We start from the raw sequence: 20,585 nt of genomic DNA, 5'->3' as shown, positions 1-20,585 counted from the left end.
TGGGGGTGAATAGTTATATGACTTGCGGTGAATTATAAGTACGCGTTCTGCGAATAAGCTAGCGCTTTCCATATTCCACATCGACCAGACGCGATGTTTTCAGGAGACCCACATGAGAATAGTTGAAATCCGCGAAAAGACTTTACCGATTAGCTCCCCGATACGCAATGCATACATAGACTTCAGCAAGATGACGCTGAGTTTGGTTGCTGTCATTACCGACGTCATCCGTGACGGTAAACCAGTCGTCGGCTACGGTTTCAACTCGAATGGTCGTTACGGTCAGGGCATGCTGATGCGCGAACGCTTCATTCCGCGCTTGATGGAAGCTGATCCTGCTTCTCTGGTCAACGATGCCGGTGACAACCTCGATCCGCACAAAATCTGGAACACGATGTTCACCAACGAGAAACCAGGCGGCCACGGCGAACGTTCCGTCGCCATCGGCACCATCGATATGGCGGTATGGGATGCAGTCGCCAAAATTGAAGGCAAGCCGCTATTCCAGTTGCTGGCTGATCGTTACGGCAATGGTCAGCCAGATCGCAAGATTTTTGTCTATGCGGCTGGCGGCTACTACTACCCGGGACAGGATCACGGCAAGCTCAAGGATGAGATGCGCAGCTACATCGACCGCGGTTATACCGTCGTGAAGAAGAAAATCGGTGGTGCATCTCTGGACGAAGACTTGCGTCGCATCGACTCCATCCTGAGCGTACTAGGTGATGGTCAAAAACTCGCGGTCGATGCGAATGGTCGTTTCGATCTGGATACCGCCATCAAGTATGCGAAGGCTTTATCGCAATACGATCTGTTCTGGTATGAAGAAGCCGGCGATCCATTGGACTTTGAATTGCAGGCGACCTTGCGCAACTATTACGACAAACCGATGGCGACCGGGGAAAACCTGTTCTCTATGCAAGATGCTCGCAACCTGATTCGCTACGGCGGCATGCGTGCGGATCGCGATTGGCTGCAATTCGATTGCGCGTTGAGTTACGGCTTGGTGGAATACCTGCGTACGCTGGATATGCTGCATGAGCACGGCTGGTCGCGCAAACGCTGCATTCCGCACGGCGGCCATCAAATGTCGCTGAATATTGCGGCAGGCCTGGGCTTGGGTGGCAACGAGTCGTATCCTGATTTATTCCAACCTTACGGCGGCTTCCCGGATGGTGCCAAGGTCGATAACGGTTACATCACCTTGCCGGACTTACCCGGCATCGGCTTTGAAGGCAAAGCTGATCTGTATAGCGAAATGCAAAAGCTCTCTGCTTAAACATCCGTACAAAACAAAACGCCGACACTCATCATGTCGGCGTTTTTTCAATCAAGCTTGCTGTACTCCTCGCAGAATCAAGCCAATCCGCCATTCGCGCGCAATACCTGTCCGTTGATCCAGCCGCCATCCTTGCCAACCAAGAATGAAATTGTCCCAGCAATATCATCAGGCTGACCGAGGCGTTGCAGCGGCGGCATATTGGCGAATTGCTGTATCTGCGCTTCTGTTTTGCCATTAAAGAATAATTCCGTTGCAACCGGTCCCGGTGCAACAGCATTGACGGTGATATTGCGACCGCGCATTTCTTTCGCAAAGATCGGCGTCAACACTTCCACTGCCGCCTTGCTGCCGCTGTAGACCGCATAGTTAGGCAAGTTCATTACCACCGTCGTGCTGGAAAAATTCACCACCCGACCGCCATCATTCAAACGCGTCGCTGCTTCACGCAAGGTGTTGAACGTGCCACGCACATTGATGCTGAAAGTTTGCTCGAACATTTCATCGCTGCTTTCTGCCAACGAGGCCGTTTTCAGAATGCCGGCGTTATTGATCAGCACATCAACCTTGCCCAGCTTTTGTTCAGTTTCATCAAACAGGCGACGCACATCTGCCGCCTTGGACACATCGGCTTGGACGGCGATGGCTTGATGTTGGTCTGCCGCCAGTTTCGCAACCAGCGCATCAGCCTCTGTTGCGCTATTGGCGTAGTTGATAACGACGGCAAAGCCGTCATGCGCGAGACGCTCTGCGATTGCTGCACCTATGCCGCGTGATGCACCGGTAATGATGGCTACTTTTTTGGCTTGCTTAGTCATGATGCTTTTCCTCAAAATGTTGGTATGGACGGATTGTGCGACAAACCACAAAAAAGATAATCAGGCTAAAATCGACTTCATTATTCGAATTTCGATAACAATCAAAAGGCCAGCTCATGGATCGATTTCAGGAAATGCAGATTTTTGTGCGCATCATGGAACGCCGCAGCTTCACCAAAGCGGCGGATGATCTGCAACTACCACGCGCCACTGTCACCAATGCGATGAGCCGATTGGAAGAACGCCTAGGCGCGCGTTTGCTCAATCGCACGACGCGGCAAGTGACACCGACGCTGGATGGCGATGCCTATTACGCACGCTGCGTGCGTCTGCTGGCCGATGTGGAAGAAGCGGACAGCGCTTTCCACAATGCTGCGCCCAAAGGCTTGTTGCGCGTTAGCTTGCAAGGCACTCTGGCGGCGCACTTCGTCGTTCCTGCCCTGCCGGACTTCCTCGCACGTTATCCCGATATCGAATTGCACATCGACGTAAGTGATCTGCTGGTCGATTTGGTGCGCGACGGTATAGATTGCGTATTACGTGGTGGCAATCCGCAAAGCTCCTCCTTGATCGGCCGCAGGGTTGCGTTGCTAGAACAAGTCACCTGCGCCAGCGCTACTTATCTGGCCAAGCACAAACCCATACGCAACATCGCAGATCTCGCCGAACACAAAGCGGTCAATTACATATCCAGCTCTACCGGCAAACCTTATCCATTTGAATTTACTGTGAACGGCAAAGTCGAGCTAATCGACATTCCCAGCGCTGTGTCCGTGACCGGTGCAGAGATTTATACTGAATGCGCGATCGCCGGATTGGGATTGATCCAAGTGCCGCGCTATCACATCATTCCTCAATTAGAATCCGGCATCTTGAAATCCGTATTACCAAAATCTCCACCGCCATTGATGCCGATCAGCGTCTTGTATCCACATAATCGACAACTGTCTCCGCGTGTGCGCATCTTCGCAGAATGGTTGAAGGAAATATTCGAGCGCGCCTTACCACCGCAGAAACAATAAGCAAACGCAGGCCAATAACAGACATGACGCATGAGCGATAACGAGCTGCACGGCCTATCATTAGCTAGCAACGCATTACATACTGGAGAAACTAGTGTCATCACACGAACTGTGCACCGATGAAGAAGTCACGCAATTGGTGCATGCCTTTTATGCCAAGGTGAGACGCGATGCCGTGCTCGGCCCCATCTTCAACGGTCATATCGACGACTGGAATCATCATCTAGCCAAACTAGTCGACTTCTGGTCATCGATACTGCGCGGCACCGGCCGTTATAGCGGTACGCCTATGCAAAAACATATCGCGTTGCATCATCTGGATCCGGCACTGTTTCAACGCTGGCTGGCACTGTTCAAGGAAACTCTCAATGAGCAACCGAATCAAGCCATGAGCGAACGCGCTTATGCTTCCGCTCAGCGCATCGCGCAAAGTCTTTGGTACAGCTATCAAATGAACCGTCAGCCGGATGCACTGCCGACTGATCTGGATTTCTCTCAAGGTTGACTGTTGCGACTTGCACAAGAAGTATGTGCCGCACAGGCTTGCCAGCGTCGTAAAAAAACAGCACTCACCTACAACCGACGATAAAAACCGGTTCTGTTTTTACGTCTTCATGTAATAATAACGATTCTCATTTACACAAAATCAAGGACTTGCCGCATAAACTAGGCAAGCCTCGGAGAGTCGCTGTGCCCATCCATCCTTCATCGTCTGCCGTTTTAGAAATGCTGTATGTCGAGCATCAGCCGTGGCTGCTGTGTCGACTGCAGCGCCGCTTGTCCAGCCGTGCCGATGCGGAAGACGTCACCTCGGAAACCTTCGCCCAGGTTGTAGAGAGCAAGGACGTTGCGACGATAGCTGAACCGCGCGCCTTTTTGACGACGATCGCCAAGCGCATCCTCTTTCATCTATGGCGTCGGCAGGATCTGGAAAAAGCCTATCTGCAATCGCTGATGTTATTGCCGGAAGCCGTCGCCCTGTCACCGGAAGAACGCGCAGTTCTGCTGGAAGCCATAGAACAGATAGACCGCGCACTCGACGCACTCCCGCTGCCAGTCAAGAAAGCATTTCTCTACAGCCGTCTGGATCGCCTGACCTACCCAGAAATCGCCGAAAAATTAGGCGTCTCACTCGCCACGGTAGAACGCTACATGAAGCGCGCGCTGCTGCAATGCCTGCAATGGGCGCCATGAATCCAGCCAGCCATCACGCGTCAGCCGCACACGATCAGCTGCTCCATACTGCCGTAGATTGGCTGATCCGCTTTGAATCGGACACCTTGAGCGAGGCTGATCGTCTGGCCTTTGAGCATTGGCGTACTGCCGATCCGGCACATGAAATGGCATGGAATCGGGTCGCTGGTTTGTTGGACGATTCATTAAGCATCGTGCGCGATGCCGGCCTGAGCGCACCGGGACAAGTCCAGGCAACGCAACGCACTCTGCTCGGCACCCGTCGCAGAAAATTCCTGCGCGGTGCGCTGGTGTTCGCCGGCTTGGGTGGTGCTTCGGCCATCGTCGCCAATCGCAGTATGCCCATCAGTCAACTCATGGCCGATCTGCGTACAGGCACGGGGCAAAGACTAACGTTTAGCTTGTCCGATGGCAGCAGCGTCGAGCTGAATGCACGCTCTGCAGCGGATATCGACTTCAATCAAGACACACGGCAATTGCATTTGCGTGAAGGCGAGTTGATCGCTACCGTCGCGCCGGATGCGCAACGTCCGTTTATCGTTCGCACCAGTCAAGGCACGGTACAAGCCTTGGGTACGCGTTTTCTGGTCAGTCAACGCGCTGCGCAATCGCAAGTCGTTGTACTTGAACACAGCATAGACTTACGCACGCACGATGGTCAGCAAATGCGCATGCGTGAAGGCGAAGGTGCTTTGTTTACCTCGGCACAAATCGAGCCCATCGCCGGTAATGCCGTCGCGCGTGCCGCCTGGTCGGACGGCATGCTGGCTGTCGAGAATGCCACGCTGGCCGAAGTCGTCGATGCCTACAAGCCTTATTACAGCGGCTTGATACGACTTTCACCAGCCGCTGCAGAGTTGCGCGTGTTCGGCGTCTTCCCGCTAGACGATCCCGGCCATGCATTGCGCACCTTGACGTACACCTTGCCGCTGAAGATGCAGCACTACGGTAATTGGTTGATTTCCATCGACATCAAACAGGCATAGCAATTAATTTTAAAAAGCATGAGGGGTTTTTCCGTTTCGTTCCACATGGTTATTGAAAACAAACCAAAAGGGACCTTCTCATGCAGCACATACATACCTCTCGTTTGAAACTAAGTCGTATCGCCTTCGCTGTTGCCATCGCCTGTACGCAAGCCAGTGCATGGGCACAAAGCGCCAGCCCAGCCTCCACCGCCAACGCAGTTCAACTGAATATTCCGGCCGGACCATTGAGCACCACGCTGACTCGCATCGGCCAGCAAAGCGGTCGCACTATCGTCGCCGATCCAGCTTTGATCGCCGGACATCAGGCAGCCGCAATCAATGGCCGCCTGTCAGCCGATGAAGCGGTACGACAAGCACTCAGTAGCAGCGATCTGACAGCAGAAACGATCACCAACGGCGCCTTGCATATTCGACGCAAGACAGCGGCTGAAATCAGTGCAGCATCGATTCCTTCAGTGCCTGACATCATGCCAACCGTCGTCGTGACAACAGAACGCTCCGGCAGCGGCTTGATGCAACCGACGCGACAAGTCACCGTGATCGAAGGACAGGAACTGGCAGATTTGCGCGCCACTTCGCCTAATCTGGGCGCAATGCTGACCAAGAGCGTACCCGGCTTATCAGATTCCAGTCGCAACCTCACCGACTTTGGACAAACACTGCGTGGACGCAATGCGCTGATACTGGTCGATGGCATCCCGCTCAATACCAATCGCGATTCATCACGCAATCTGGTCAACATCGATCCCAGCCGCATCAATCGCATCGAAGTCCTGCGCGGGAGTAATTCGATCTACGGCAGCGGCGCAAGCGGTGGCATCATTTCCGTCACAACGCGCCCTGTTGGCGGCGAACCCGTTGCAGAAACCACGATATCGATGGATGCCGCGCTATCCAAGCTGACAAGCAAAGGTTTGGGTGCGCAGGTACAACATTATTTTTCCGGTAAAGGCGATGTCGTCGATTATGAAGTGGACACATCTTATCGCCGCATAGGCGGTTCCTACGATGCACACGGCGATCGCATTGCGCCGGATGCAAGTCAAGGCGATCTATTCGATTCCAACACTTACAGCTTGGGTGGCAAGATGGGCTTCCGTATCGACGCCAATCAGCGACTGCAACTTGCGGCCAGCTATCTGCGCGCAAAACAAGACACCGATTACGCTAGTGATCCTGCAGTTTCCGCAACGCCGATAGGCAGCACTACGGCGCGTGCCATTAAAGGTCTACAACTGGCGAATCAGAACGAAGTAGAAAATACTTTGCTCAGCCTTAATTACGAACACAAAGATGTCTTGGGTGGCTCGCTATCTGCACTTGTCTATGGTCGCGATAACTTCACGCGCTTTACACCTTTCGATGCGCGTAAATCAAGCATCACTCGTGGCCAAAACATCGATCAAGTCATGCAGAACAACAAGGTATTCGGTGGTCGTCTGACCTTGGATACACCGTTAGGCAGCAAGGAAGATACACGTCTGGTATGGGGAGCAGACTTCATACAGGAACGTAGCAATATGCCTATCGATGTATTCGATCCGGCCGCCTACGATGCCAGCGGTGGTCTTGTATTCCGCAAGATAGGTCAGAAAATTTTTCTTCCGTGGACCACGACACGCAGCATCGGTGCTTTCGCTCAATTGCAACACAAACTCAATGAACAATGGTCTATCGAAGGTGGCTTGCGTTACGAAAGAGCAAGTGCATCCTTCAATGACTTCCAGCCCTTGTCGCAATCCAAACTCACCAATCCCGCCACGATCCAAGGTGGTAAGGTTAGCTACGACGCGCTGATGCACAACGCAGGCATCGTATTCAAACCTGTCAAAGGTCAGGAGTTTTATACATCGGTCAGCCAGGGTTTTGATTTGCCAGACATCGGTCTGCAAGTGCGTAATGCTGGAGCCGGCTTCAACATCAACTCTTCCCAGTTGGAACCGGTTAAAACCGACAACTATGAAATGGGCTGGCGTGGCCGCTTTACGAACACGATGGCATCGCTGGCGCTGTTCCGTTCCACCTCTGATCTGGGGGCCGTACAGTCTTTCAACAATGGCTTGGTACTGACGCGCACCAGCGAAAAAATCAACGGCGTAGAAGCAACTGTCGATCACTACAGCGATGATGAAAAATGGGCGAGCGGCGCTACCTTCACATGGATGCAAGGTCGCGAGCTGCCACAGAACGCAACGAAAACACAGCAAATGAGCGGCTACCGCATCCCACCCGTCAAAATCACCGGCTATGTGCAATATCAACCAAATGAACGCTGGAGCAATCGCGCGCAACTGACCTGGTTCGGTTCCAAGGATTATCGTTTGGCCAATGGCATAACGCAGCTCGGCAGAGCCGATGTCAAAAGCTATTACACCGTCGATGTCGTCAGCCGTTACAAGCTGGACAAACATGATTCCATCACGATAGGCGTGCAGAATCTGTTCAACAAATACTATCTGCCGCTGTATAGCCAACTCATCCGTAGCGGCAACAACAATAGTCGTTTGCCAGCGACAGGCGCGACATTATCTGTCAGCTATACACATCGTTGGTAAGTCGCAGCAGACAAAAAATCAGCAGCGATAAACGCTGCTGATTTTTATGATTCAACCCGCCCCTATCTTCTACGCGCAGTAAACACTTGTCGCAGCACCCGCGGCGCAATGCTGATCGGCAATGACATGTGATCCTCATCCGGCTGCAAATAAAAAGCGGTACGCAAACCCCAGCGTGATAACGGTTGCAAGCGTTGCTCCAGAGCCTGAGGTTCTTGAATACTCTGCGGCGTCTCTCTATCTCCCACCAGCAATAGCACGCTTTGATTTCTGGTATCCCATAGACCTGCTTCTACCTGCTCGATGAAATGACGTTCCTGTTTCAGCAGATAGTTATCGTTCCACCACAACGATGGACTAGCCGCGACGTAATGACTAAAGAGCGTCGGACGCGTAAATAGTGCATGCATCGCGAACATGCCGCCGAAAGAATGACCGAACAGACTCAACTGTTGCGGATTGACCGGATAACGACGCTTGATCTCATCAATAATCTTTTGCAAGGTATCGAGAAATTCATCATCGCCACCCTGTGGAGGAGTATTGCGCTCCGGCGCAACAGCCGGAGAGAAATCATAAGAGCGCCGCAAAAAATCATGCGGCGTTGTTGTTGGATAGCCGATACCGACAATGATGGCTTCCTCAAAGGAGGCCTGCACACGCCGTGCCTCATGGAATGCGGCGAAATACGCATTGGCATCCAGCACGAAGAGCACAGGATGCCCATCGCGTGGAATCTTCTTGCCAGCCGGCTCGCTAATGAAGAGGTGGTAAGGCCGATCAGCGGACGGCCCTCCCATGAATGTAAGCTGCCGCGTTCCCGACAGCTTGACCTCCTGTGCCGAGACCTCCACGGTCATCAATAAGCCGAGCACCAACAGGCTGCACCCAAGCATGGAGAAGCGCCATGCAGCGCTTCGTTTTTTACCAGGCATAGGACAAGGTGGCGAGCACGATACGTTGTGAACCGTAATAGCAACTACCGTTTGGACACGTCGTCACATATTTCTTGTTCGTCAAATTGCTGATGTTCAATGCCAGATTCCACTGTGCGTCTATCTTGTAGCGCAAGGCCATATCAAGCACTGTGTAGGACGGCACTTCCGCGAGGTACTTGCTATCGCTGTACGTCGGCCCCATATATCGCACACCCATGCCCGTACTCAATCCAGGTATCGACGAGGCGCGATAGTTCAGCCAGAGCGCAGCATTCTGCTTTGCCACATCGAGTGGACGACGACCGGCATTACCGTCTTCGCTACGCGTAATCTCTGCATCCAGATAGGTGTAGCTTGCAACGACGTCTAGTTGACGCATCAGATTGGCTTTGAATTCCAACTCCAGGCCACGCGTACGCACTTCGCCTTCAGCCCTTTGGTAGTTGTCGCCGCAATCCGGCTTATTCGACACTTGACATGTATTCGCGACATCCTTGGTTAGTACATTGGTTTTACGTAAATCAAAGACCGCCATGGTAAACAGCGCGTCCCAATCCTGTGGCGCGTACTTCAAGCCAACTTCATACTGCTTCCCTTGCGAAGGTGCGAAAGTCACATCGCCGTAACCCCTGCCAACATTGGGAAGAAACGATTCGCTGTAGCTAAAATACGGAACGATGCGTGGGTTATACAAATAGGAAACGCCCAGACGATAAGTGCTCGCACTATCCTTTTGCTCCTGTTGCGTCATTGCGAGCAAATTATTTGTTTCCTGCCGCACTTCGTCCCGACGCGCGCCTAGAGTGACACGCCATTTTTCTCCCAGATCGATCTGATCCTGCAAATAGATACCCGTTTGTCTGAGCTTGGTTTGCGTACTGCCGCTAGGACTGGCTGGCATCGTGATAGGAGTGTCATAAACGGGCGCCGTTATGTCGAGGGCAGGAATAGCGAACGATAAAAAGCTATCCTGATGAGTGCGTACATTGTAGCTATCCAGCCCAAGCAAAAGCTTGTGCCGCAAGCCGCCAAAATCGACTTGTCCCTGCATGCGATTATCCACCGACCATTGTTCGGTATGCTCCTTCGCCGCGTACAAATAGCGGGACATCATGTTGTTCTGCAAGTCATAACCGGTTACTGAACGGTAGTCCACATCATTTTCTGCATAGCGGAAGTTCTGACTGAACGTCCATTGATTATCAAACGTATGCTCCAATTGATAACCCAACATAGCCTGACGCTGGTGCATGCGGTCGAAACCAGGCACACCCGAAGTGATATTGGTCGAAGCACCATACGGCACTTGGTAGGGATGGAATTGGCTACCGCGTTTGTCTTTCTGAAATTCCGACAGTATCGTGAAAGACGTTCTGCCATTGGGCTTCCAGGTCAATGACGGTGCCAGATAAATCCGATCATCAGGTTGTTTGGCACCATTGCTGTACGCATACGGGGAGTTGCTCTCACGCAGCAAGACAGGCAGGCGATACAAGAGCGTGCCATCTTCATTAAGTGCACCGCCAATATCAAGACCCAGCTGTTTGCGGTCGTTACTTCCCGCTTGCAATTGAATGTTGCGCACACTGTCAGCAGTAGGTTGTTTACTGACCGCATTAACGACGCCACCTACATCGCCTTGTCCATACAAAACTGAAGCTGGCCCTCTCAGCACCTCTATGCGTTCCAACCCGAACGGCTCTGTATTGAATACGGCGAAACCGCTGTTATAAAAACGCAAGCCATTGAGATACTGCCCAGAGTACATCGTGCTGAAACCACGTAACTTGATGTAGTCGAAACCGCGCGGGTCCACACCATAACTTTCAGTGATGACGCCCGGCGTGTAACGCAAAGCTTCCATCAGGTTTTGCGTGCCTCTATCCTGCATTTCCTCTCGGCTGATGACAGAAATTGACTGCGGTGTTTCTATGATGGGGGTGTCTGTTTTGGTCGCCGTCGTGCTGCGCTTGGCGACGTAACCCACATCTTCCTGCACACCCGCTCTGACGTGCACTTCCGGCAACGTCGCTTCCGTACTGTGCAGTTGCGACACAGGAATTTTTTTCAACGTATAAGCGTTACCGGAACTGGCCGCTATCGCCAAACCACTGCCCTGCAATAAAGCATCAAACCCTTGCTTGATGCCGTATGTACCCTTGATACCCTTGGTGGTTTTACCGGCCGTCAATTCCGGTTCGAAAGAAAGCAGTACGCCAGCCGTTTGCGCAAAGGTATTCAGCGCCTGTGTCAGCGGACCGGCTGGAATATCGTAAGCACGGCTTGCCGCAGCTGATTCGGTGCTGGCTGCTTGTGCGTATGCAGCGCTCGATACAAGTGCGGTTGCGCTGACTGATACGGCCAGCAAAAGATGTACAGCAGCAGCCAAGGGCTTTTGCTTGAAGAGTGCTTGATGCATTGAAAGAGTCCTCCTGTTTGATGTCTTCATAAGTGATGACGAAGCAAAAGACAGGAGGGACAGTGAACGGCAAAAAAATTTATTTAAGCGGGGCCACCGTTACAAATAAAGGGGTGTATTGCTTGACGCGAATCGGCGTGGTTGCCACCAGTATCGACAGCGTACGGTCGGTGTCATCCAGCGCATACACGCCGGATACACGTAGATCGGCAATCTCGTCAGCATTGAAGAAGATGCGTCCGTAGCGATAGCGCGCCAATTCTTGCAGCACTTGCGCCAGCGGTTGATTGTCAACCACCAGCATGTGCTTGCTCCATGAAGCAGAAGCTTCGGCATTGACCATGCTCGGCGCTTGCACTGCATCCGGCGTGACCACGGTTTGCTCGCCCGGCTTCAGCGTGACGCATGCGGGCACTTTGGCAGCGCACGCTTCCACCGTCGATTCGATGACGGTAACGCGCGTGCCCTCTGCTTCGCGCTTGACCAGATATTGCGTGCCGAGTGCACGTGCCGTGCCGTGTTCAGTTTCGACGATAAATGGTCGTTCACTGTCCTTCGCCACTTCGACCAGAATTTCGCCCTGCTGCAAGGTGATGCGACGCTGCTTGCCGCTGTAATCAACATCGATTGCGGAATGTGTATTGAGCGTAATGCGGCTGCGATCATCCAGCTCAATCACACGCTGTTCACCGACTGCCGTACGATAGTCGGCCAGCATGTATTTCGCTGGTGCTGTTTGCAGAGCAGTCCATACACCAAATACCCCAAGGCAAAACGCCAGCGCTTGTGCAGCCACTTTCTTGCGCTTGGCTGCACCAGACCTCAATGCCTTGTTCAAGGCGATAGTCGCTGGCTTGGCATCCACGTCATCGAAGCGCGCCCATAGTTTTTCCATGCGCGCATAAATTTCCGCATGGCGGATATCCTGCGTACGCCAGTATTCAAAGTTGGTGTAATCCTCGTTCACAGCTTCGCCGGAATGCAGATGCGCATGCCATTCTGCGGCGCACGCGATGATATCGGCATCGCTATCTGCTGCGCGCATATTGTCGATTTGAGGCGGTATGTATTGCGTAGCAACGCCGGAAGCAGTCAGACTCATGCTGTCGGCTCCTCTGCATAAACGATCTGGTAACAGTGCACCATCGCGCGTGCGATGTATTGCTTGATCATGCTGCTGGAGACGCCGAGTTGAGCTGCGATTTCGGGATAAGTCAGATTGTCGAGGCGACTCAGCATAAAAGCCTGACGCGCTTTCTCCGGCAGGTTTTCCAGCATCTGTGCAATCAGCGTCAAGGTTTCTACCGTTTGCAAATGCTGTTCCGGCGATACCGCGTGCGCATCTTCTTGCAACAATGCCAGCGCATCCATATACGCCTGCTCGACCTTGCGTCGCCGTACTTCATCGATAACCAGACGCGTAGCTGTCGTCGTCAGATAAGCGCGCGGTGTCTTGAGTACAGACAGCTCGAACGGCACCGACAACAAACGAAAGAAAGTATCCTGCGCCAAATCCGCCGCACTATGCGGGCAAGACAACTTCTTGCGCAACCACGCATGCAGCCAGCCGTAGTGCTCGCTGTACAAGGTGTGCAAAAGATCGTGCTGACTGGGATTGGAAGCAGAAGGCATGAAAACTGGATGAAGAATCAACAACTCAACTGATAATGATTCTCATTATCACATTACTTATTATTTCTTGCCACATCCAATTTGTAACTTTGCGATGAACTGTTGTTTTCTCCTCTTTTTCATGCAGAGCGAATCATCAAGTAAAGTCTGATCTTTCACCCTGAGCCAAGCTACTCACTTCTAGGGCTTGCCTTGCGCCCTCTGTGACTTCAAAGAAAAATGCCCCAATGATTAGTCATCACTGGGGCATTTTTAAATGAGTCATGGTTACCAACGATAACTGGCTGTTGCAACCGCCTTGCGTGGTTCGCCGTAATAACACACGTCGATGCAATTGGTGACGTGCACCTTGTCCGTCAAATTCGTGATATTGAACGCATAGCGCCAATGGCCAACCTCATAAGCGACCATCGCATCCAACAAGGTAAAGGCTGGAACCTTGACGTCCATATACGTCCCAACTGTAGAGCCGACATAGCGCACACCAGCTCCAGCCTTCAAACCAGGCATACCCAATGCGTGGAAGTTGTAATCGCCCCATGCTGAAAACTGATTGTAGGGAACCGCACCTGTACGCTTACCAACATCGCCGGCATCGTTGCTACGTATGGTACGTGCATCGGTATATGCATACGCGGCGACAAGACCGAAGCTTCGGGTGACTTGTACTTTCGCTTCCAGCTCCAGTCCGCGAGAACGTACTTCACCGGCTTGCACTTGATATGCATTGTCCGTCGGATCCGTCGTTGTGACGTTTTGTCGCGTGAGTTGATACACCACAGCTGACAATAAGGTATTGCTACCCTTCGGCTGATAACGTACGCCCACTTCATACTGGCGACCGGTAGTTGGATCGAACCGATTACCCGCTCTATCGCTACCGGATTGTGGCTGGAAGGATTCGCTCCAGCTCACAAAAGGTGCAAGACCGTTGTCGGCCAGATAGACCAAACCCGCGCGTCCGCTGAATGCACTTGATTTTTCATCCTTCCAGTTTTCCGGACCAAAAAGTGGTGACCTACCGTTCTTCGCTTTGTCCTGACGTCCACCCAACAGCACAACCCATTTGTCGTCTATCTTGGTCTGATTCTGCAAATACGCACCAGTCAGCCATGCACGCTCCTTGCGCGTACTACCATGCAAAGTTGCAGCACTCGTATAGGGCAAACCATAAACTGGATTGTAGAGATCCAGCGATGATGCCGTTTGTCGCCACCGTTCAGATTGATGCTCCTGCTTGGTATGATCAAGACCTACGAGCAAGGTATTAGTTGCCTCACCCATTTTCCATTTGTATTCAAGCGATACATCCAATGCGAGGGCCGATGATTTATCTTCACGACGGGATTCAGCATAGCGTTTCACTGTACGCATGCTGGCATCTTCAAACACATTGTCGTCCGGCCAAGTAGCCGGCATCGAGGTGGATGCCTTGAAGAAGGAAACGTTATTGCGCAAGCGCAAGGTATCCGAGAAAGCATGCTCGAAAATATAACCGATGGATTCAATCGTGCTCACATAACGATCGCGATCCGGCTCACCCAGATAGCGATTAACTGGAATGCGGCCATTCGGATTAGGCAAAACTGTACCAGCTGCCGGGAAGCCGAAGACGTACTTGCTCTTGCTCTTCTGATAGTGACTCAGCAGTGTCAACGATGTATCCGCAGATGGTTGCCATTTGAGCGCAGGCGCAACATAGATACGATCATCGGGGACGAAATCGACGAAAGTATCGCTATCGCGTTTCAAGGCCGTCAAACGATACGACCACACACCGTCGTCCGTCAGTGCGCCACCCAGGTCGGCAGAAATTTGCTTGCGGTTATAACTTCCCACTTCCATATTTACTTCGCGCAAAGTCTCTGTCGTCGGCCGCTTCGTTACCGTGTTGATGATGCCACCTGGTGCTGCACTCCCATACAAAACAGAAGCCGCGCCTTTAAGCACTTCGATACGCTCCAGGCCATAGACTTCCTGCTTACCGTTAAAGGCATTGACCATGTACTTCATGCCATCGCGATAAAGACTGCCTTCAATTGCATCCGCGCCGAAGCCGCGTATGTACAAACGATCTGCGGTACGGTCATTGCCTTCAGAACGAAACACGCCGGCGGTATAAGCCAGTGCATCAGTCAAACTCTGTGGTTTCGTAACTTCCATTTCCTGCGCCGTCACAACAGAGATAGATTGCGGCGTCTCGATAATGGAACTATCCATCTTGGTACCGGTTGCACTGCGCTTGGCAACGTAACCGTGCGCCGAGCCGCTTGCATCTTCCTGCGCACTCCCTCTGACCTTTACTTCCGGCAAGGTAGACACTGTTCCAGCCGGAACCGGACGCAAATTCAAGGCACCGCTACCAGTCACGAATAACTCCAGACCACTACCTTGCAAAGCCTGACGATAAGCTTGTTCGGCACTCATTTCACCTCGCACTGCAGGTGCACTACGACCTTGCATCTGTTCGGGTTGAATGGAAATGATCTGCCCGCTCTGGCGGGCAATTCTGGTCAGCGTGGCATCCAGTGGTCCGGCCGGAATATCGAATGCCTGCGCTACAGACTTGCTGCTTTGAGCCAGCGCAGTCTGTACCAACAAGGGTGAGCTCACGGCAAGGCAGACCGCCAGAACTGACGGGCGCAGCCAGAGTGAAGATGTTTTAACGACAGGTTCCAAGATAATTCTCCGTAATAACAAACGAGATAAACAATGGGTTTCATCTGGTTTGTGCAACGAAGAGAAAAAAGTGACAGGGCTGATGGCAGATTATTTAAAAAAATATTTTCAGCCGGGTTACAAGCAAGACTTCAAGAGGAAGGCACGGGACTCAACATCTCGATGCTGACCCAATAATCGGTGCGACGGCGAATTGCAATCGGCAATGTCTCAGCCAATGCAGCCAAAGTCCGTCCACTATCATCCAGCGGGAAGGTCCCCGTTACGCGCAAGGCACCAGCCTGTGGCGTCAATCGTAAAAAGCCTGAACGATATGGTCTGAGCGCTGCAATCACTTCACTCAGAGGACGATCATGAACTTCAATAAAACCATCCATCCATGCGGCAGCATCGTCGGATGCCGCATCTATAGCATCGATCTGCACTTGATCGAAACGCGCACTTTGTCCTGCAACCAAAGTGCGGCTGGTACCACCCATGGCATCGATTCGTACCGAAGAATGCAAAACAGCGAGGACAGTAGCGCCCTCCTCTTGCCTTACCAGAAAGCGTGTTCCTAGCGCGCGCATGCTTCCTTGCGCACTCTGCACAATGAATGGACGCTGCGCATCAGACGCGACATCGACGATGATTTCTCCGCTGCGTAAATGAATACGGCGCGTCGCCTCATCAAAATCAATATCAGCCGCGCTACGTGCATTCAGCCATATCTGGCTGCCATCGGCCAGTCGTACATGTTTGCGCTGCCCGGTTGCAGTACGCAAGTCTGCCGTCATCGTATTAAGTGGCGTTATACGCTGAGTCAGCAAAGCAGCTCCTGAACCAAGCAGCAACAGAGCCAAGCCATTCCGCAGCAACTTGCGACGCTCAGGCGACTTCAGCAAAGCGCGACGCGCTGAACTACGAACATGAGAAGAAACCGGCAAGGTATCGAAAGCGCCTAGCACTTGTTCCAGATGACGAATGGCAGCATCGTGACGTACATCCTGCAGGCGCCAGCGCTTGAAGGCCTCGTGTTCGACCTGCCCTGCCTCACCCGAGCGCAGACAGATAATCCAATCGATAGCCGCTTCGACAATTGGATCGTTGGAGACAGGTGCTGCCGTGTGAGAAGCAAATGCATTCATGCCGGCAATACCGCTGCGTAACAGCAAGTCAGTGCCTGCGCCATGTATTGACGCACACGACTGGCCGAGACATTCAACTCGGCAGCAATTTCCTTATAGGTCATGCCATCCAGTTGGCTCATCAGGAAAGCGCTACGCGCCTTGAGTGACAATCCATCCAGCAAGCGATCGATTGCCAGCAAGGTTTCCAATACCAGCGCCTGATCTTCCGGTGATGGCACCACGTCCTCAGGCAATGCTGACAACTCAGCCAGATATGCCTGCTCCAGATCGCGTCGACGCCAAGTCTCGAATACCAATCGACGTGCAATCGTCGTCAAATAAGCTCGCGGCTCACGCACATCAACTAATGTTTCAGGGCGTCTCAGAATTTGCAGGAACGCATCCTGCGCAAGATCCGCTGCCTGATGTGTGCACGATAGTTTCTTGCGCAGCCACGCATGCAACCAGCCGTACTGCTCGCTGTACAAAGTGTGCAAAACATCGTGCTGACTGGAGTGGGAGGCGTGAGACATGAAAACTAGATGAAGAATCAAATAACACTATTGATAATGATTCTCATTATCACATTACTTGTTAGTTCTGACTACATCCAGCTTGCAACTTGACCAAACTTGTTGCGAAGACGGTACATGGAGGACCTCATACTTTGTTCAGAATGACGTGTTGCCCCTCAATTCAGGCTTCTTATAGAAACTTAATAAGCTGCAAGCCACTCTCAGATTGAGTACGGCATCTCACCTTGCCCGTGCCTTCCCTAACGTCTTCTATAGAAAGCGTGCTCCCATGACTACCATCGCCATCGTATTTTTCAGCGGCTACGGCCATACAACCAAGCAGGCGGAAGCGGTTTTTGAGGGAGCGTCATCTGCTCCCGGCGCAAAAGCCAAGTTGTATCAAATCAATCCCGAAGGTGACCTGCCAGAAAGCGCGTGGGAAGAAATCAGCAAAGCAGATGCCATCATCTACGGCAGCCCTACTTACATGGGCGGCCCAGCCTGGCAATTCAAGAAATTTGCTGATGCTTCATCCAAACCGTGGTTCGGACAAGCATGGAAAGACAAGGTCGCTGCCGGCTTCACCAATTCAGCATCGCTGAATGGCGACAAATTTTCTACTATTCAGTATTTCTGGACGCTCTCGCAACAACACGGCCAGATATGGATAGGCACCGGCTTGATGCCGGCCAATACCAAAACACATGGCCCCGATGATGTGAACTGGACTGCAGGTTTCGCCGGCGCTTTGGCAATATCGCCGTCAGATGCCTCGCCGGACGAAGCGCCACGTTCAGGCGATCTGAAAACTGCACGCTTGCTAGGAAAACGTGTCGCGGAATTTGCTACGCGCCTGACTTAATCAACAACTCACACAGCACGTCGTTGATGCTTAACCTCAACTGACAACTGCGTGCTGCATCTCACTGTCGTTCAATTTATTCCCATTCAACAAAGATACTGCTTAAAAAAACGGCTGCCTCAGCAGCCGTTTTCCTCTCCAGATGTACCAACAAACATAACCATCAGAATTTGAAAGTCGCGTTAAGCGTGAGTGAACGAGGGTCACCCGCTTTCACGTAATTTTCGTACTGGAACATCCAGTAGCGCTTGTCAGTCGCGTTATTGATCGCCAGACGGAAGGTCGTGTCATATCCACCGATACGCGTGTCATAGACAGCGCCAAGATTCAACAAGGTATAACCCGCGACCTGAATATCATTACTTGCTCGCAACATCGTGGCTCCGGTGTACTTTGCATTGGCATTCAACTTCAAGCCGGGAACTTGCGGCACGGTATAAGCCAGTTGTGCAGCCACAATCGCTTCTGGTGCTCCCGCCACACGGTTACCCGTACCAACAAGCGCATTTTTATATTCAGAATCCAGCAACATCAAACTGCCGCCCACATTCCAGTTCTTCGCCAGACGTGCTGCGGCACCCAGTTCGAGACCTTGGTAAATAGCCATGCCATCCTGCACAAACACATTCGCACTATTACCGTATTGTGATTTTTTCTCGATACGGAATATCGCGGCAGTTGCACTCCAATCACTTTGCTCTGTTTTGATCCCTACTTCATATTGCTTGCTCTTGAGCGGGTCCAATACGGAACGTTGGTTAGCGTAAGTGAGTCCGACTACGGTTCCAGGCTCCAGCGATTCCATATAACTGGTGTAAGCCATGGTATTCGGCGTCAGTTTGTACATCAGTGCCAAGGTAGGCGTTTTTATACCATTCTGTTTATACGGATCAGACAAAGCTGTGCCGTCAGATTTGTAAGTAGCGTGACTGTAGTTGGTGTAGCGCAAACCAGCCAACACAGACACACGTTCGGACAGTTTTATCGTGTCACTCGCGAAAAGTGCTTTTTGTGTCATATCACCACCACGATACAAACCCAGATCACCTGAACTGTAATAACTATTCGTATTTTGCGATGCGAGGTTTCCAGTACCAATAAGCTGATAAACAGAAATTCGACTGTAGTCGTTCTTCAGCTTCAGCGCTGACGCACCCACAACAACTTGATGCTCGAACGAACCAGTCTGGAATTTACCTTCCAACATGGCTTGCAATTGATTGAATTGATACGACTCACCATAATCAGAGCGAGTATCAGTGTAATTTCCCAAGCTGTCCGTCAAACCAAGAACCGATTCATTGCGTCGCGTTGTGGTTGAACTGTGGCTATAGTTGGCACTGATTTTCCAATCAGGTGTTAACTCGTATTTGAGGCCGGTAGAGTAAAAGCGGAAAGAATTGTCCGCATAGACACCGCTGCCGACTATCGTGCTGTTGTCATTCCTGATCGGAGAAGGAAGTCTGTTGCCAACAAGACCGAAAGTGGTAATCGTTGGCTCCTGCCCAACAGCCTTGCGATCCTGCGCAATGGATTGAAAATCCCATGTCAGCTTATCGGTCAGACGCGCATCCAGTGCCAGCGATAGTGCGTTGCGATTCAGTGAACCATTATTGAATGTCCTGCCTTCTTCATGTGTTGCATTCAGACGATAACCGAACCTGCCGTTTTCACCCACGCGCCCACCGATATCTACATGTTCGCTCAACAAACCTTTGGACGAATAGCCAACGCCCACACTGCGTAAAGGTTCATCCGTTGGTTTTTTGGTGACATAGTTGACCAAACCACCGGGCGAGCCAAAGCCATACATGAAGCCAGTAGAGCCTTTCAGCAATTCGATTTGCTCCATGTGCTCATAAGGCAGCGTCACGACATAACTCAGGAATGGCTTGCCATCGATACGAAAGGAGTTCTGAAAATCCAGCGCCAGACCGCGCACCGTCAAATAAGTAGCCCATGCACCATAAGCGCCGCTGTTGTCCGAGACAGATGCATCGGTAGCGAATACATCACCCAACTTGCTGATCTGCCGCTCGGCGATATCTGCACTGGTTACCACCGTGCTTGAGAAAGGCGTCTCCAGCACTGTGCGATTGCCTAACGCACCGCTATTAACTGGTGCATTGAGATGCTGACCTGTATCTGCAAGCGCCGTACTCGTCACCTTTACCTCTGGCAAAGCACCCGTATCGCGCGCCTCGCTATCTGCTCTCTTGACGACGGTCAGCGTGCCGTTCTCAGTGCGCTGTAAAACCAGCGCATGATCTGCCAATGCACGTTGCACAGCCTGCTCAACACGCAAGTCGCCACGAATTGCTGGTGCGCTCAGCCCCTGCACCAGAGCAGGATCAACAGAAATTGCCGTGCGACTGATGCGCGCGATTTCCAGCAGCGTGATACCCAACTGCCCTGCTGCAATCTGATAGTTGTGAAGTGACGAGGCACGTTCTGTGGTTGATGTCGTTTGTTGCGCACTCTGAGCATAAGCGCCAGTAGATAAAGCCAGCGCGATGGCCAATACGACGGGACGAGGACGCAATGATGAGGTGATAAAGCAATTCATGATCAATT

16 protein-coding genes are annotated in these 20,585 nt (G+C 52.0%); 7 read left to right on the top strand and 9 right to left on the bottom strand.

Annotation, left to right across the window (positions count from 1 at the left end; translation table 11 throughout):
* The first annotated feature begins 112 nt into the window (after positions 1–112).
* Entirely contained in the window at positions 113–1,279 is a 1,167-nt protein-coding gene (locus tag BQ6873_RS01630; protein ID WP_076591098.1) for a mandelate racemase/muconate lactonizing enzyme family protein, read from the top strand.
* A 77-nt stretch (positions 1,280–1,356) separates the two neighbouring features.
* On the opposite strand, the gene BQ6873_RS01625 is transcribed toward BQ6873_RS01630, so the two are convergent.
* Entirely contained in the window at positions 1,357–2,097 is a 741-nt protein-coding gene (locus BQ6873_RS01625) for an SDR family oxidoreductase (RefSeq protein WP_076591097.1), read from the bottom strand.
* A 116-nt stretch (positions 2,098–2,213) separates the two neighbouring features.
* Here BQ6873_RS01625 and BQ6873_RS01620 point away from each other — a divergent pair, with 116 nt between their 5' ends.
* From BQ6873_RS01620 to BQ6873_RS01600, 5 genes are all read left to right on the top strand, one after another.
* Positions 2,214–3,119 carry a LysR family transcriptional regulator gene (locus BQ6873_RS01620; protein ID WP_076591096.1) on the top strand — a complete coding sequence of 302 codons (906 nt, stop codon included), beginning with the start codon at positions 2,214–2,216 and terminating at the stop codon, positions 3,117–3,119.
* 94 nt (positions 3,120–3,213) lie between these two features.
* Entirely contained in the window at positions 3,214–3,624 is a 411-nt protein-coding gene (locus BQ6873_RS01615; protein ID WP_076591095.1) for a group III truncated hemoglobin, read from the top strand.
* A 185-nt stretch (positions 3,625–3,809) separates the two neighbouring features.
* A complete protein-coding gene (locus BQ6873_RS01610; protein ID WP_231949191.1) occupies positions 3,810–4,313 on the top strand; it encodes a sigma-70 family RNA polymerase sigma factor in 504 nt (167 codons plus the stop codon).
* Positions 4,310–5,299 (top strand): FecR family protein, encoded by a 990-nt coding sequence (locus tag BQ6873_RS01605; RefSeq protein ID WP_076593887.1) that lies wholly within the window; start codon positions 4,310–4,312, stop codon positions 5,297–5,299. Before BQ6873_RS01610 ends, BQ6873_RS01605 begins: the two co-directional genes overlap by 4 nt.
* 80 nt (positions 5,300–5,379) lie before the next feature.
* Positions 5,380–7,857 (top strand): TonB-dependent siderophore receptor, encoded by a 2,478-nt coding sequence (locus tag BQ6873_RS01600; RefSeq protein ID WP_076591093.1) that lies wholly within the window; start codon positions 5,380–5,382, stop codon positions 7,855–7,857.
* A 62-nt stretch (positions 7,858–7,919) separates the two neighbouring features.
* On the opposite strand, the gene BQ6873_RS01595 is transcribed toward BQ6873_RS01600, so the two are convergent.
* The 7 genes from BQ6873_RS01595 to BQ6873_RS01565 all read right to left on the bottom strand — a co-directional run bounded on the left by BQ6873_RS01595 (position 7,920) and on the right by BQ6873_RS01565 (position 17,167).
* Positions 7,920–8,792 (bottom strand): alpha/beta hydrolase, encoded by an 873-nt coding sequence (locus BQ6873_RS01595; RefSeq protein WP_197685164.1) that lies wholly within the window; start codon positions 8,790–8,792, stop codon positions 7,920–7,922.
* A complete protein-coding gene (locus tag BQ6873_RS01590; protein ID WP_157889091.1) occupies positions 8,782–11,214 on the bottom strand; it encodes a TonB-dependent siderophore receptor in 2,433 nt (810 codons plus the stop codon). The genes BQ6873_RS01595 and BQ6873_RS01590 overlap by 11 nt, the downstream gene beginning before the upstream one ends.
* 79 nt (positions 11,215–11,293) lie before the next feature.
* Positions 11,294–12,316, bottom strand: coding sequence for a FecR family protein (locus tag BQ6873_RS01585; protein WP_083664352.1), 1,023 nt, complete (start codon positions 12,314–12,316; stop codon positions 11,294–11,296).
* Positions 12,313–12,846 (bottom strand): sigma-70 family RNA polymerase sigma factor, encoded by a 534-nt coding sequence (locus BQ6873_RS01580; protein WP_076591091.1) that lies wholly within the window; start codon positions 12,844–12,846, stop codon positions 12,313–12,315. Before BQ6873_RS01580 ends, BQ6873_RS01585 begins: the two co-directional genes overlap by 4 nt.
* Positions 12,847–13,113: 267 nt before the next feature.
* Entirely contained in the window at positions 13,114–15,525 is a 2,412-nt protein-coding gene (locus BQ6873_RS01575; protein WP_076591090.1) for a TonB-dependent siderophore receptor, read from the bottom strand.
* Between the two features lie 131 nt (positions 15,526–15,656).
* Entirely contained in the window at positions 15,657–16,679 is a 1,023-nt protein-coding gene (locus BQ6873_RS01570) for a FecR family protein (RefSeq protein WP_231949190.1), read from the bottom strand.
* Positions 16,649–17,167: a sigma-70 family RNA polymerase sigma factor gene (locus BQ6873_RS01565; protein ID WP_076591088.1), complete on the bottom strand. Its 519-nt coding sequence runs from the start codon at positions 17,165–17,167 to the stop codon at positions 16,649–16,651. Before BQ6873_RS01565 ends, BQ6873_RS01570 begins: the two co-directional genes overlap by 31 nt.
* A 271-nt stretch (positions 17,168–17,438) precedes the next feature.
* On the opposite strand from BQ6873_RS01565, the gene BQ6873_RS01560 reads away from it, so the two are divergent.
* A complete protein-coding gene (locus tag BQ6873_RS01560; RefSeq protein ID WP_076591087.1) occupies positions 17,439–18,011 on the top strand; it encodes a flavodoxin family protein in 573 nt (190 codons plus the stop codon).
* A 163-nt stretch (positions 18,012–18,174) separates the two neighbouring features.
* Here BQ6873_RS01560 and BQ6873_RS01555 read toward each other — a convergent pair whose 3' ends face one another.
* On the bottom strand, positions 18,175–20,577 hold the full coding sequence (locus tag BQ6873_RS01555) for a TonB-dependent siderophore receptor (protein ID WP_076591086.1): 2,403 nt from the start codon (positions 20,575–20,577) through the stop codon (positions 18,175–18,177).
* Between the last annotated feature and the right edge of the window lie 8 nt (positions 20,578–20,585).

It is taken from the genome of Herminiimonas arsenitoxidans (assembly GCF_900130075.1).
Lineage (GTDB): Bacteria > Pseudomonadota > Gammaproteobacteria > Burkholderiales > Burkholderiaceae_D > Oxalicibacterium > Oxalicibacterium arsenitoxidans.
This window is presented reverse-complemented; position numbering and strand designations above follow the sequence as displayed.